This is a genomic window from Aeromonas sp. 25-248 (assembly GCF_053005425.1).
The window spans coordinates 136,504-149,832 of sequence record NZ_JBRKTB010000010.1 but is presented as its reverse complement, the minus strand read 5'-3'; the positions used below and the strand labels follow the sequence as shown (position 1 = coordinate 149,832).

Here is a 13,329-nt window from a genome sequence, read left to right as displayed (position 1 = left end):
GCCCCCTACGGGGCTCCCTGCTGCTGCGCAGACTAGCAGGGAGGCAGCGCTAAACATAACCACAGGACATTATGCGCGGTCGCACAGGCCACTAGACCAGGGGGGCGCTGCGGCGTTCGCTTCCCTCAGACTCGGAAAGCCTCAAAAGCCGGTTTTGCAGGGAAAGGAGTTGACCCAGCCTCACAGAAGGATCTCAAAGAAGTTTCGGCGGGCCCACCTACGTCACGACACTTGGCCGCAGTGGGCCGCCTTATAGGGGCTAAAGCCCCTGAAAGACAGGAGGCTCAACGGGAAGCGAATAACGCCAGGCGGTAATCTTTTTCACCCAATGAGCTCGGGAACGCGGCTGGCTGTCTTGGATGAACATGTCAGAGCTGATCTCGTAGCAGCACCAGCCCTTACCATCCTCCACACACCAGATATCAATGCGGCGGCCATGGTCTGGCATGATTGAGACAGGAAACCAGGGTTGCGCAGCGGGCTCGACGGTTTGATTGTTGTAACAGGAAATCAAACGTTGAATACGAGGAAGCAGAGGTTCGGGCACTCGGACTTGAACCTTGGGGATAGCCTTAGGGCGGCCAGCACCTTCTCTGTAACCACCGCGCATGATTACTTCCCCCCCTTGAGGACGTCACCGCCACAAGCATGATCAAGGGCAGCAATAAGGCGCTGAACCGACTTAGCGTCCAGGTCTACCCCAATACGGGGACCGTAGAACTTGGCGGCCGTCAGCAACGAGCTGAGCGTGGTTACGTCATCCCGACTTAACGTAACGGTGATGTTCTTCTGGTGCTGGCGCTCACGGTAGCGGCGTTGCTTCTCTGCTGGGGTCAAAGGTGCATCCCCAATACAAGGACGCCCGGGGGCGCGACTGACGGCGAGTTCGAGCTGCACTTCCTTTTGCTTGGCCATGTTCATCACTCCATTTAGTAACTGTTACTTAACTATAGTTCAGGCCGAGAAATGTGCAAGTTAAAGTAACAGTTACTTAATGCCGATAAATGGGGTTATCGGCATCATGAGAGATGACAATCAGGATTCTTTGGTCAGCTGGTCAACTGGTACCTGAATTTGGGAGCTGCTTGGCTTAGGTTGTTCATTGTAAGGATCGTAAACCCCGCCACCATCCAGGCGTTCGCGACACTGGGCATCAGTCATCTGAATGACAGTCATCTGTTCCGTATAGCAAGAACACTTATCCTCAGTCGCAAGACAAGCAACAACCTTGGGCATGTTACGCACTACCCTCACGCCATCATAGGCCGGTGCTGTCCAGGGCTCGCCATAAATGCGAGGAATGAATTGCTCGCGTATATCGACCTCCTTAACCGGTGCGGTTGCTGTCGAAGGAGCAGATGACGAAGTTTGAGGAGTCAGGCTCCCACCGGTAAGGACACTCCCCTGCCCCGTCGACTGGCTGGCCGCGGCGGTTTGACCAGGCACAGAGATGGTCGCAAGCGGCTTGGACAAAATCGAATAGATCCCCCACAGGAGGAATGGCAGAACTGCCAGGCCGAAACCAACCAGGTAAACCACTTTTGGGATGCGGAAAGAAACCTTGGTATGGAGACTGGCGGATTTGTAGAGGCCGAAACTGCGCTTAGGATGCGGGAACTTAACCTTGGCAACTGCCGACTTCCAGGCAGAGTCCGGCGCGTTTTTACACTCTGGCCACTCATACGCATAGACCCCGAGGGCGGTACGACGGATATGAATATGACGACCAACAAGACGGCGAACGTTGGCATGCACCAGGGTGGGCCCCTGGGTAAGAATGGTAAAGTCGAGACCACGGTGGCGATGGGTTTCAAGCTCGGCAATGGCAGGAGGAACAGCCTTGCCAGCAGCTTCAGGACGCCAATGGCGTTGAACTTCATCAATGACGATATGGGCCCCTTCAGGTGCCCAGGAATGCCAGTCGTTGATGTCACCGGCAACCTCATGAGGGATTTGCAAATCCGGGATGCCATCGACAAACAACTGGCGACCTTTGGCAGATTCGGCACGCAATATTTGGTCAACGCAGTACAGGGTTTTTCCGGCCCCTGGAACACCAGTTATCAAAGTAATCATTTTATTTGGAACCTCTTAAAGACCGAGTAAGTAAGTCGGGCAGCAATAGCTCCGGCAATAATACCAAGGGCGGTATTAATACCGGCCAAGGCGAAGAACTGGGCAATGATGGGTATCATGCCTGAATAACTGGCTTTAGCGCTATTAATGGCGGAAGTGACAAGGCCAGCGACAGCGGCATAACTAACGATACCTATACCGAGCTGGGCCAATAAACGTGAAACAATGGGCCAGCTTATTGAAGCGAGCCAAACGGCGATATTCATGATGCACCCTCACTTTGTTTTCTGATGCCAAGAAGGATGTATATCGCCCCAATCCAAGCAACGGCGATAATAATGGGTCGTAATATCGACATGTATTCGCAAACAGGCTGATAACTGATTTGAACCGTCTTGCCCATGTGGTCGGTAAAGGAGGTAGGCGCAGGGCATTGTGCGTTGTCACTGCCCCAGGCGGGCGTGTTCATGTTGATAGGGAGTTCGGTGGTATCGAGCTTCTCGGGTTCAAGCTCGCCCATCTCTACACACGCGATTGACATTGGGTTGTCATCGCAAAACTTGGTCTGTTCTTTGGGTTGTGTGTTGCCGTCAGCGGGACCAGTATCGGGTGTGGTTGTTGGGTCTGTCTGGCCTTCTAGTTTTACTGGACCGTAATCGACGCGAACACGAGTTGGTTGGCTTGGTGTGGGCGCTGGAGAAACATCCATACGATCACGCCACCAATTGCCATCCTTGAAATAGGGGTCAGACTTCCACTCAGAATAAGGGGTGAAAGTAGCCTCAGTAAAAGGAATGCCCTTACCCTTGAGTGAGGGGATATTATTCCAGCCAGAGGCAAGGATGGGCAACGGAGGAATTCCAGTTTTGAGGTTGAAATAATCCTCGCCAGCGTAAACGGCATCTTTGCATGAGGCAACATTTTGGTTGGTGCAGGTATATTTGTTTGCGTTAATTGGAAAGACGGCGGCAGGGTTATAAGTTGGGTATACCTGACAATAATACTGCTGATTTGGTATAGAAACAGTGCAGGGCTTGGTGCCATATTTGCCAGCGCCGTATAAAGCAACGCCAGTGCAATCAGCAACGGCTTGTGGATTAGATGCAATGCATGAAGTGGCAGAGCGACCCCAGTATGAGCCGACAGCCCAAACGTCAGGATTCTCCTCAATCCACTGGTTACCGGAAGCCTGTATTCCAGTATCGGTTGTAACCCACTGGTAGACATCATATGCGGCAGCGGCAAGAGCGACAGGGCCAGCAAGGCGGGCGGCAGATTTCATTATTGCGCTTGCGGCAACTCGGTCGGCGGTCATTGTGACGGGGAGATTTCGGGTTACGCCGGATACGGTAACGGCACCGGTCGTTCTGACAAATCCCTGTGTATCCATTACGCCAGCGGTGGTCCAAACGCCATTTGATTGCTTAACGCCTTCAATGACCATTTCGGTATAAGCAGCAGAGACAGCGAAGGGAACGAGGGCGGCCAGGAACGGCAGAGCGCGAATGAACATAGATCACCTCAACTAAAGAGAATCCAGAACGCGCCCAATATGGCGAGCGTCACCAGGACGGCAAGCGGGGTCATTGGCCAGACTCCATATCCATAGACCTGCTCAAAGTGCGATAGCCCCAAGCACAAGCCCAGATAAGGGCGATGATTAGACAGATGGCTGTAGTTTGCGGCCAGTCAAGGAGCTGGCAGGGTTGGAGCTGGGGGGACATCACCTGGACAGTGCCGTTGGTGCTGATGGTCTTGAGGGATAACTCCTCAACAACCGTGTGATAAGGGACGGGACTACCATTGGCGTCAATGCCAACGCCCGTCATGGTTGAAGCCATAGCGGAAAGGGTAGATTCGGGGCTGGTATAACACACGCCATCAAACTGATAGGATGCCATGCCAGCCCCCTCCCCTTAAAACGCGGCCTTGATAACCTTGTAGCCCTTGGCGACCGCGTAGATGGTCAGCAGGGTAGTACCGACGAGGGCAACGGCCGCCAGTACCAGTTGCAGCATCGCGATCAGCGAACTGACATCGAAGTCAGCGTCGGCAGCAAAGGCCGGTACAGAGAGCAGGGCCACAGAAGTGACGCCAGCAATACGGCAAAGCAGTTTTTGTGCAGCAGTCATGGTGAGTCTCCTTACGGTTGGTTGGGCTCCCTGCCCTTCACCTTGAGCAGGGGCGTTAGAAAATTGGCACGTTAAGTAACAGTTACCAATTAGGCCTTGACCGACGCGGCCGAGGCGTTGCTCACCGGTTTCCAGCCGGTGACGAGCAATTTGGTCTGCTTGAGGGAGATCTGCGGCGAGAAGGTCAGCTCGATAAGACCAGGAAGAACGCCACCGGCACGGGCCGCTGCATGGAGATCCTTGGCCAGCTTGTTACCATCAGCGGTATCGACGGGGAACTTGCCGATATCGACCCCAGCGAACCCGTTATCGAACTGAACTTCATCCTCTACTACGTGGACATTTGCCCAGTCGAAGGACTCTTTACCTGGCTCATCCATGCGACCGAAGCGCACCTGGAGCACGTGGAAAACCTTGCTCATTCCTGACATATCTCTTCCTCTCTGCTGATGTTGCGGCCCCGAGAGTCGGTGGCCTTATGTGCCCAGTACCAAAGCCGGTCTAAACGCTGCTTGGTAAGGCTGATGCGTCCGCGAAGGCCAACGGCCTTGGCGATTTGGTCGGGGTCTTGCTCGGCGTCATACAGCTCGGCCCGCAGGGCATCGAGGATGATGGAGAGCTTGCGGTGCTCTGCATCGGCGTATGAACGGGCGTCGAATTCAGGATTGGGGGCGGCCCCCAGGTAGTCGGCGAAGTCAGCCAGCAATTCGTCATCGTCGTACTGCGGGCGCTGTTCAGGTTCGGGGAGGTTGTGCTCTTGCCGGTACTCATTGACGTTGCCGCGCACCAGCTCCCAGGTACCATCATCGAACACAGCCAGATGGATTTGCTCACCCCCTGCCCCGCCCAGTTCGCCATTGAGGCGGATGGGACGACCGGCGACGAGGTGGGAGACGCAGTAACGGGCCACATCAAGCGGCTGGCCGGAGACCTTGGCCACCTCGGCGGCAATGAGCTGTTCACGGGACTGGCCGAGCTTCTGCACGAAGTCCTTGCCACACACATCGCCCAGGCTGCTCAGGTCACCCTTGCTATGCAGCACAGTACCAATGGGCTCGACGTAACCGACTGGACGCTGGTCGGTAAAGTCCATCTTGATGAGGTGCAGGAGCTTGGCGGTCTTCTTGTTGCGCAGGTTCTGAAGCTGGGCCTTGGTCAGGCCAATGGCCAGAAGCGCATTAACGGCGTCATAGAAGGTCGAGCGGGCGGTCAGACGCTTGGTCTTGTCCCAGCCTTCGGTTGCCAGCAGGCGGTAGAACTGCATCAGGCGATCGGCGCGGGTGTAGTTCCAGGTGGTGGTGATCGTGTCGTCAGGGTTGACGGTTTCCTTGCAGCGACCGAACACCTCACGCAAGCGGGCCTGCACGGCGCGGTCTTGAGTCAGGTGAACCTTGCTCTGACCAAGAGCTGCCATCATGTCGCTGAACATGTCACGCCATGCCCACTCGCAGAACGTCATCCCTTCCCGCTTCTCGAAGTCAGCCACCCAGGCGAGGAACTGCCACACGTTGCGCGGTATCTGCTTCTGCTCAAACCAACGGGTCAGGCCACGGCCTTCAAAGCGCAACCGGTTGGTGGCGAACTGCTGGAGTTCTGGAGAGGAGAGCGCGGTTATCACGGAGTTGTAACGGCTGGTCTTCTCTTTGCGGGCGGCGGTTTGCAGGCGCTCCAGTTGGTGAAGCATCTCGTTGTGCTTGGCGTAGACAACCAGCACCTTGCTACGACCGGCGTCTTGCTGGTCCTGACTGCGGCGGTTGAAGTAGATGGTCGATTCGTAATCCGCCTCTTTGGCCGCACGCAGGTGACGGTGCGAGAGTTGACCGATGGCAGCCAGACAGTTGGCCATGGTCTCTGCATCGGGGAGCTGGATAGAGTAGGTAACGTCTACGCGGCGAATGTGAGCATTGGCAAAGTCGAGCATGTCGGCAACATCGGGCAAGGCTCGACGAAAAGCCGCGATAAGTTCGAGGAGGCCAGTAGCAGCACAGTCTGGCCCGTACACGTTGTGACCCTGGAGCAGCTTAGCCGGTGATGCCTTGATAGCAATGCAAGGCCAACTGCGCTTGAGGTGAGCTTGGTGGAGCTTACAGGCAATGTCTGTGAAGCTTGAAGGGAGAGACTCCCAGGGATGATAGAGGTCATGCAGCGTCCCCTCTCCGTCTATCGCAAATTCGACTCTACGCGAGCCCAGCTGTAGTCCACGGCGCCCGCATTCTTCCAGGTCAACCATTCCCACGATATCAGATGCACCAACGCCAACGCGCTGCACGGTGCAGAACTGAGTCTTGAAGGGGATGTGAGTTTCCCAGAAGTCGTACATTATGGCGTCCCGTGCCTGTTTATATATCGGATGCGCGCATGCGCTCGAAAAAATCATAGGGGTAACGCATGCGATATGCAAGCGTGGGAACAATAAAACACACGCATAAGGTAGACTTGCGTGAAAGCAGTCAACTGAGTGGAAACCAATGAAAAAACAGCGTGAGGACACAACAGTCAGGATTAGCGGCCCCCGACGGTTGAAGTTGGAGCGGAAGGCGATCGAGACCAGCATGAAGTGCGGACGCATCATCAAGATGTCCGATATCGTGAACTGGCTACTGGACAATCGGATGGAGGAAGCTGCAAGCGCCATTGAGCGCGAGCACAAGGATAGCAGCCAGTGAAAAAGGCCCCTGCCCCGTTTTAACCTTCCTTTATGCGCTAACCCTCTGAAAAACCTCAAAGAATGGCCCGCTGCTGCGTCCGGCTCTCGGAGTCAAAGCCACAGTTAGAGTTCGTGGCTTCGCCGACTCGGGGGGCCTGGGCCCCCGCCCGGTCGCGCCTCCGGCATCATCCCAGGCGGGGGCCCCTGCCCCCTCCAGAAAGGCGAACAGAACTCAAACAGCAGGCTTTGGGGGGATTAGGTAACGGTTACCAAAGGGGGGATTTCTGCGGTCGCGCACAATGCGGGTTATATTCAACGCCCCCTACGGGGCTCCCTGCTGCTGCGCAGACTAGCAGGGAGGCAGCGCTAAACATAACCACAGGACATTATGCGCAGTGTTATATTTATGAGTCCCAGGGCATGGTCAATCAAGGATTGCCTTTAGGTCCAACATCTTGGTTATGAGTGCAGCTTTATTTGTTCACCATTGGTTATCAATCATATGTTCGGTCCTGGTCGAGCAAGTGGTCCAGCGGCTTGCGGCTGGCACTCTCGTGACGTTCCCGGTTGCCGGTGTGCAGGTACTTGGAGGTGGTGTCGATGCTGTCGTGTCCCGCATCGGCTTGTACGTGGGATAAAGGCCGGCCGTGCAGATTGATGTCATGGGTGATACCGGTGTGGCGAATGGAGTGCGGCGTCAGGGTTCGCATTTCAGCGGCATCTTGATCAAAACCGTCTTGTTCGGCAAGGCTTGCGGCCTGTTCAAATACCGCCATTACCAGGTCTCGTAGCTGGCGGATACCCAGATTGGCATTGAGTTCGCCTTGTTCGCGGCCATGGGCCGCCGCCTTGTGGCGTACGAACAGCGGTGTCTGCTCTCCGGGGGCCGGCAGTGGCGAAAGTCCAAGAAAGGTACGATAGCGAGCCAGGGCTTCGAGCAGAGCCTGAGAAACGGCCACGGTGCGACGTTTACCGCCTTTGCTGCGGGGAATGTCATAACCCCAGACGCCCGTTTTGGCGTCACGTCGAAACTGGCCCATGACGGGGCTGAAACCCGGCCTGGCCGCCACCTCGGAAATCCGCAGATAGCAGGCATACATCAAACAGATGAGAAAGCGGCTGCGCTCATGTTGGGCCGGGCATTCGGCAGCGAGCTGTTCGGCGGCTTGCATCACATAGGACCATTGCAGCTCGGTGAAGGATTGCGCATCTTCACCAGCCTCCTGGGGGCCCGCACGTTTAACCCGCTGCAGCAGGAGAGCCGGATTGCGATCCATGTACTCCTCCTGGATGAGAAACTGGAAGAAGGCGGACAAAATGGCGAGTTTTGTCTTCATCGCCTGCTCACTCAGTCGATACGGCAGCTCCCGGCCCAGTTCCCGCTTGCCAAGAAACGGACGCCACAGGGGGTTTGGCAACCGTTCCCCCCACTCCTTGTCGAGCACGAACTGGGCGACGTTGCGGTAGGCAATCAGTCCGGACGGTGGCGCCAGGCAATAGTCGAGATAGCGCATCATGATGCGCCTGGTGAGATCCCTGGGGCTGATGGCCACCTCGCAAAAACACCAGTGCAAAAAAGTGGTCAGCTCACTGCGATAGGTCTTGTAGTTGTTTTCGCTGTGGCGCTGCTCCAGCAGCCAGTCGACGGCCAGCTCATAGACGATCCCCGCGTCGGGGACCTTGCCAAGACTCAGGGTGGCGAGGTACTGGTTGACCTGGGGATTGCCCGCCTCAAGGTGGTCCACGCTATCGAACAGCGGCATGGCGGGTGGAAGTGCTGGCTGAGTCATGATGGTGTGTGATGTCGGTTGAATGTTTTGAACGGGGCCGCACCCCCCTGATGCCGATAAATGGGGTTATCGGCATCAGGGCTTGCAGTGCGCCTTGGGGGCAACGACCTGAGGCATCTTGCTGTGATACCCCATGATGACGAGCAATCGGCATATTCAATAAATATGCGGTGTGGTTGGAAAATTTTCGGGGAAAATAGTCGTGACAATGACTTAAGTTGCACTTTTCATGAATGAGAGAGCGGCTTCTGCCTCACATCCCCTTCCCCGCCCTTTCGTCTCAAGCCACGCTCTTCAGGGGCTTCCCCTTTGGCAGTTCAGTATCCAGCTTGTCTTCTTTGGGGGGATTCCCCTGCCCTTTTCCACCGCGAAATACCTGCTGCAACTGATCCCGCTGCTCGGCCAGATAAAAGGCCAGACTCTCCTGCTGCTCCGGTGCAAGCGCGACCGGCGCACCCGCCAGCAGTGTCATCAGCTCATCGGCGGTGTCCAGCAGTTTGTCATAGGCATCCGCCTCTTTCTTGCTGGCAAAGGTCATCTTCTCCACTCCCCCACGTACCACAACATACTTGATCTCAACGGCCATCGCGGCGCCCTCCTGATGATAGTGATTGCAAGTATATGTACGTATATACAGTATTGCAAATACCCTCAGCATGTCGGCATGCATCGCCAGCCCCTGCTTGGCTGGCGGCGGCCAGTTCGCAGCGGAAAACACATCTTTTCAAAGGGGGGTGTGCAGCGCGGCAAGACAGGGCAGGCGTTTTAAGGTAAATTTCATCAATTCCTTCAACAGGTTGAATCGTATGTCGGATCCGCACTCGGTGATTGTCTGTCCGGCCTGTGACTTGCTGATCGAACGCAAGTTGCTGCCGCTGCGCCGTCACGCCCATTGCCCCCGCTGTCATCAGCATCTGTATGGGCGCTATGCCTTTCGCCCTTCCCAGTTGATGGCGCTGACCATCACCGGATTCCTGTTGCTGCCTTCCGCGTTTTTTGAGCCTTTGATCTATCTTCGTCTGGCGGGCGTGAGCTCGGACGCCAACCTGATCAAGGGAATTATGATGCTGTATGCCGAGAGCGAGCTCTGGGTGGCAACACTGGTGCTCTGGTGCGCCGTGCTGGCGCCGACAGGGCTGCTGCTCGGGATCTTTGCCCTCGCCTCCGGCCTGGCCAAGCGCTGGCATCTGCTGGCGTGGACCCTCAAAGCGGTCGAGGTATTTCGCCACTGGGCCATGCTGGAGGTGTACATCGTCAGCCTGCTGGTCGCCCTGTTCAAGCTTATCGACATCGCCGACGTGCGCCTGGGAGGCGGTCTGTTGAGCCTGGGTTGTCTGATGCTGCTCAACATGACGCTGCTGATCCTCTTTGATCCTGCCCCTTACTGGGAGCGGATTCCGCTGCAACACGCCTCCCGGGAGCCGGACCATGTCCCCGATCAGCGCCCGTGAACTGGGGCTTTGCCGCTGCCATACCTGCGGGTTGCTGGTGCGCCATCAACACGGCATGAGCTGCCCTCGTTGTCACACTCCCTTGCAGATGCGCATCCCCCATTCCCTCGCCTGGTCATGGGGCCTGCTGGCGCTGGCCACCTTCATGTTGTTGCCTGCGAACCTGTTGCCCATCACCCACTTTTACAACAAGGGATTATTGCAGTCCGATACCATTTTCAGCGGTATCATGGCGCTCTATCGCAGCAAGATGTCCGGCATCGCCACCATAGTACTGACCGCGAGCATCATCGTGCCCATCGGCAAGATCCTGGGCCTTGGCTGGATCTGCTGGCAGTTGCAGCGCAGCAAGCCGGTGCGCCGAAAACGCCAGCTTGTCATGTACCGCATCATCGATTTCATCGGACGCTGGTCCATGCTGGACCTGTTCGTCATCTCGCTGATGGTGGCTCTGGTGGATCGCGGCGTGCTGCTCAACGTGCGTGCCGGCCCCGGGGCGACGGCATTCGCCGGCGTGGTGGTGCTCACCATGATGTCGGCCAGGATGCTCGATACCCGCCTGTTGTGGGACAAGGCGGCCCGTTAATGTTTTTTGTGTCGAACGCGCTGTGCATCACAGCCAATGTAAGGAGTCGGTATGGTCGGGGCTGAGCCCGTCATTGAGAAGCACCGCTGGTTATCCCCGGTCTGGTTGCTGCCCTTCATCGCCCTCTTGCTGGCGGGAGGCTTTCTCTACCAGCAGTGGACGAGCAGTGGTCAACTCATTCGCATCAACTTTGCCCAGGGCAACGGTATCTTGCCGGGCAAGACCCAGTTGCGCTATCAGGGGGTCGCCATCGGCGTGGTCCAGGAGCTGGAACTGGCACAGGATGGTCGCAAGATTGCGGTGCTGGCCAAGGTGGACAGCCGTGCCCGCTCCCTCATACGCAAGGGCTCCGACTTCTGGCTGGTGAGTCCGAAGGCGTCACTGACCGAGATCTCCGGCCTGGACACCCTGGTGTCCGGCAACTACATCAACCTGCAACCCGGACGGGAGAACAACCCGCTGGAGGATGAGTTCGATGCCCTGGATGGCCCTCCCCCCGGTTATCAGGCCCAGGGGCGAACCCTGCACCTGACAGCCGATTCTCTGGGGTCGGTGGGCATCGGCGCCAAGATCTATTTCCGCGGGCTGGAGGTGGGCAGTGTCATCAACACCCGTCTTGGGGAAGAGAACCAGAACGTGATCCTGGATCTGGTGATCGAGCCGCGCTTCGAGCACCTCGTCAAGGCGGATACCCGCTTCTGGAACATCAGCGGCATCAAGGGCTCCTTCAGCCTGGCTGGCGTCAGTGTGGAGGCGGGCAGTCTCACCTCCATCCTGAGCGGCGGCATTGCGTTTGACTCCCCCAAAGATTCTCCCGTGGCGCAAAAGGGGGTCAATTTCATCCTCTACAAGGGGCTGGCCGAGGCCGCCCGGGGTGAGCGCATCACCATCCAGGCGGGGACTCTGCCCATCAAGGAAGGGATGCCCATCCTCTATGAGGGCATCGAGATTGGACGAGTCGACCCTATTCGCCTCACCGAACAGGGGCGGAGCGTGACGGCCCTCATCAACCCCGAACAGGCGTTCCGGGTGACCGGCAAGAGTCGTCTGGTGTGGGAGACGGTCTCTCTCTCCCCTGCCGGGATCAAGCACGCGGATCGCCTGCTGGCCGGGCCCGCCATTCGTCTGGACTATGAACCCGGTAAACGGGTCAACACCATGATCCTGGAGAGCCAGGCACAGCGCGGCGGCATCAAGCTGACCCTGCAGGCAGAGGATCTCGCCGGTTTGAGCGAAGGGGCTCCGCTCTGGTTCAAGGGGTTGCAGATAGGTCAGCTCGGGGCACTGACCCTGGATGCCGGCGGCAATGCCAGTGTCGAGTTGCTGGTGAACGAGCGTTATCGCCATCTGCTGCAACGGGCTCGCTTCTATCGCGCCGCCCCCTTGCAGGTGGAGGCGGACCTCAGCGGTATCAAGGTGGAGACCAGCCCGGCCAGTGCCTGGTTGGCGGGGGGCATCAAGCTGGTTCAGGCTGCGAAGGGTGACAGGATTGACCGCCTCTACCCCAGCCAGGAGCTGGCCCTGCTTGGGAGCCGCCATGCCAAAGCGGTCAGCTGGACGCTGCGTGCCGCTCAGGCTGATGGTATCGGTGTGGGCTCCCCCGTCCTCTACCTGGGACTGGAAGCGGGCAAGGTCAAGGCGCTGGATGCCGATGATCGCGGTGTGGCCATCACCCTGGAGATCGATGCCATCTATGCTCCTTTGCTCAAGCAGCAACCCCAGTTCTGGAAGAAGGCCGCCATCGACGGCAAGATCCGGCTCGATGGCGTGCAGGTCAAGATGGGGAACCTCGCCACCCTGCTGCGTGGTGCCATCGAATTCGACAAGCTGGGGACAGGTCGCAGCAGTCATCAGCTCTTTGACAGCAAGGAGCAGGCAAGCTCCCAGGTGCGCACCCTCACCCTCACGGCGGATCACAACCCGGGTCTCGGGGTCGGCAGCCCCATCCGCTATCGCGGAGTGGACATCGGCAAGGTGGAGCAGGTGGAACTGGACCCGACCCTGGGCCAGGTAAGCTTCAAGGCCGAGCTGAATGAGCAATATGCCGCGCGCTTCCTGCAATCCGGGGCGCGCTATGCCCTGGTGCAGGCCAAGGTCGGGCTAGGAGGCGTTGCCCACCTCGATACCCTGATCAAGGGGGCCTTTGTGGAGGCGACACCGGGCCGGGGGGCTGGCAAGGAGACCTTCCCCTTGAGCCAGAGTGGCCCCGCCGGTCTTGCCCTGACCCTCAAGAGCCCCTCCGTCGATGGCATCAGCGTGGGCAGCCCCCTGCTGTTTCGCAAGATGGTGGTGGGCAGCGTCACCGGCGTGACCCTGGCCCGGGATGGCAGCGAGGTGCTGATCGATGTGAATGTGGATGGACAGTACGCCCATCTGATACGCGCCAACAGCCGCTTCTGGAATGTCTCCGGGGTCAAGGCCGATATCGGGCTGACCGGTGGCACCATCGAAGTCGAAACGGTGCAAAGCCTGCTGGCGGGCGGGATTGCCTTCAATACGCCGGAGCGGGAGATGGGCGCGACCGTCAAGGCGGGTCATCGTTATCCGCTTCATGCCAAGGCGGAAAAAGAGTGGCTGGAGTGGAGCCCCCGCATCTTGCCCTGAGTTATTCCCCTGCTCGTCAAAAACCGGCCTTGTGCCGGTTTTT

13 protein-coding genes are annotated in these 13,329 nt (G+C 57.8%); 4 read left to right on the top strand and 9 right to left on the bottom strand.

Features of this window, described 5'->3' with window-relative positions:
• Positions 1 to 612: 612 nt before the first annotated feature.
• The 7 genes from ACVDHI_RS14990 to ACVDHI_RS14960 form a co-directional block, all read right to left on the bottom strand.
• Positions 613 to 915: a hypothetical protein gene (locus ACVDHI_RS14990; RefSeq protein WP_447212229.1), complete on the bottom strand. Its 303-nt coding sequence runs from the start codon at positions 913 to 915 to the stop codon at positions 613 to 615.
• A 120-nt stretch (positions 916 to 1,035) separates the two neighbouring features.
• Positions 1,036 to 2,076, bottom strand: coding sequence for a zonular occludens toxin domain-containing protein (locus ACVDHI_RS14985; protein WP_447212228.1), 1,041 nt, complete (start codon positions 2,074 to 2,076; stop codon positions 1,036 to 1,038).
• Entirely contained in the window at positions 2,073 to 2,342 is a 270-nt protein-coding gene (locus ACVDHI_RS14980) for a DUF2523 domain-containing protein (RefSeq protein WP_041215153.1), read from the bottom strand. The genes ACVDHI_RS14985 and ACVDHI_RS14980 overlap by 4 nt, the downstream gene beginning before the upstream one ends.
• A complete protein-coding gene (locus tag ACVDHI_RS14975; protein ID WP_447212227.1) occupies positions 2,339 to 3,589 on the bottom strand; it encodes a virulence factor TspB C-terminal domain-related protein in 1,251 nt (416 codons plus the stop codon). The genes ACVDHI_RS14980 and ACVDHI_RS14975 overlap by 4 nt, the downstream gene beginning before the upstream one ends.
• A gap of 403 nt (positions 3,590 to 3,992) precedes the next feature.
• The gene (locus ACVDHI_RS14970) at positions 3,993 to 4,208 is read right to left on the bottom strand and encodes a major capsid protein (protein WP_447212226.1); all 216 of its coding nucleotides are present in this window, start codon (positions 4,206 to 4,208) and stop codon (positions 3,993 to 3,995) included.
• A gap of 89 nt (positions 4,209 to 4,297) precedes the next feature.
• The gene (locus ACVDHI_RS14965) at positions 4,298 to 4,639 is read right to left on the bottom strand and encodes a hypothetical protein (protein ID WP_447212225.1); all 342 of its coding nucleotides are present in this window, start codon (positions 4,637 to 4,639) and stop codon (positions 4,298 to 4,300) included.
• Positions 4,627 to 6,528, bottom strand: coding sequence for a phage/plasmid replication protein, II/X family (locus ACVDHI_RS14960; RefSeq protein WP_447212224.1), 1,902 nt, complete (start codon positions 6,526 to 6,528; stop codon positions 4,627 to 4,629). The genes ACVDHI_RS14965 and ACVDHI_RS14960 overlap by 13 nt, the downstream gene beginning before the upstream one ends.
• A gap of 148 nt (positions 6,529 to 6,676) precedes the next feature.
• On the opposite strand from ACVDHI_RS14960, the gene ACVDHI_RS14955 reads away from it, so the two are divergent.
• Positions 6,677 to 6,874 (top strand): hypothetical protein, encoded by a 198-nt coding sequence (locus ACVDHI_RS14955; RefSeq protein ID WP_041215158.1) that lies wholly within the window; start codon positions 6,677 to 6,679, stop codon positions 6,872 to 6,874.
• Positions 6,875 to 7,349: 475 nt separating this feature from the next.
• Here ACVDHI_RS14955 and ACVDHI_RS14950 read toward each other — a convergent pair whose 3' ends face one another.
• Both ACVDHI_RS14950 and ACVDHI_RS14945 read right to left on the bottom strand, forming a co-directional pair.
• Positions 7,350 to 8,645: a tyrosine-type recombinase/integrase gene (locus tag ACVDHI_RS14950; protein WP_223919726.1), complete on the bottom strand. Its 1,296-nt coding sequence runs from the start codon at positions 8,643 to 8,645 to the stop codon at positions 7,350 to 7,352.
• Between the two features lie 280 nt (positions 8,646 to 8,925).
• A complete protein-coding gene (locus ACVDHI_RS14945; protein WP_167825612.1) occupies positions 8,926 to 9,231 on the bottom strand; it encodes a YebG family protein in 306 nt (101 codons plus the stop codon).
• Positions 9,232 to 9,451: 220 nt separating this feature from the next.
• On the opposite strand from ACVDHI_RS14945, the gene ACVDHI_RS14940 reads away from it, so the two are divergent.
• Genes ACVDHI_RS14940 through ACVDHI_RS14930 form a run of 3 tightly spaced genes read left to right on the top strand, consistent with a single transcriptional unit; the run spans position 9,452 to position 13,286 of the window.
• Positions 9,452 to 10,096: a paraquat-inducible protein A gene (locus ACVDHI_RS14940; protein WP_319893535.1), complete on the top strand. Its 645-nt coding sequence runs from the start codon at positions 9,452 to 9,454 to the stop codon at positions 10,094 to 10,096.
• On the top strand, positions 10,074 to 10,682 hold the full coding sequence (locus tag ACVDHI_RS14935) for a paraquat-inducible protein A (RefSeq protein WP_010674753.1): 609 nt from the start codon (positions 10,074 to 10,076) through the stop codon (positions 10,680 to 10,682). The genes ACVDHI_RS14940 and ACVDHI_RS14935 overlap by 23 nt, the downstream gene beginning before the upstream one ends.
• 51 nt (positions 10,683 to 10,733) lie before the next feature.
• Positions 10,734 to 13,286: an MlaD family protein gene (locus tag ACVDHI_RS14930; RefSeq protein ID WP_042878480.1), complete on the top strand. Its 2,553-nt coding sequence runs from the start codon at positions 10,734 to 10,736 to the stop codon at positions 13,284 to 13,286.
• The last annotated feature ends 43 nt before the right edge of the window (positions 13,287 to 13,329 follow it).

Coding starts and splice junctions, on each gene's coding strand:
- ACVDHI_RS14990 (WP_447212229.1), bottom strand. CDS start 915: ATGGCCAAGCAAAAGGAAGTGCAGCTCGAACTCGCCGTCAGTCGCGCC.
- ACVDHI_RS14985 (WP_447212228.1), bottom strand. CDS start 2,076: ATGATTACTTTGATAACTGGTGTTCCAGGGGCCGGAAAAACCCTGTAC.
- ACVDHI_RS14980 (WP_041215153.1), bottom strand. CDS start 2,342: ATGAATATCGCCGTTTGGCTCGCTTCAATAAGCTGGCCCATTGTTTCA.
- ACVDHI_RS14975 (WP_447212227.1), bottom strand. CDS start 3,589: ATGTTCATTCGCGCTCTGCCGTTCCTGGCCGCCCTCGTTCCCTTCGCT.
- ACVDHI_RS14970 (WP_447212226.1), bottom strand. CDS start 4,208: ATGACTGCTGCACAAAAACTGCTTTGCCGTATTGCTGGCGTCACTTCT.
- ACVDHI_RS14965 (WP_447212225.1), bottom strand. CDS start 4,639: ATGTCAGGAATGAGCAAGGTTTTCCACGTGCTCCAGGTGCGCTTCGGT.
- ACVDHI_RS14960 (WP_447212224.1), bottom strand. CDS start 6,528: ATGTACGACTTCTGGGAAACTCACATCCCCTTCAAGACTCAGTTCTGC.
- ACVDHI_RS14955 (WP_041215158.1), top strand. CDS start 6,677: ATGAAAAAACAGCGTGAGGACACAACAGTCAGGATTAGCGGCCCCCGA.
- ACVDHI_RS14950 (WP_223919726.1), bottom strand. CDS start 8,645: ATGACTCAGCCAGCACTTCCACCCGCCATGCCGCTGTTCGATAGCGTG.
- ACVDHI_RS14945 (WP_167825612.1), bottom strand. CDS start 9,231: ATGGCCGTTGAGATCAAGTATGTTGTGGTACGTGGGGGAGTGGAGAAG.
- ACVDHI_RS14940 (WP_319893535.1), top strand. CDS start 9,452: ATGTCGGATCCGCACTCGGTGATTGTCTGTCCGGCCTGTGACTTGCTG.
- ACVDHI_RS14935 (WP_010674753.1), top strand. CDS start 10,074: ATGTCCCCGATCAGCGCCCGTGAACTGGGGCTTTGCCGCTGCCATACC.
- ACVDHI_RS14930 (WP_042878480.1), top strand. CDS start 10,734: ATGGTCGGGGCTGAGCCCGTCATTGAGAAGCACCGCTGGTTATCCCCG.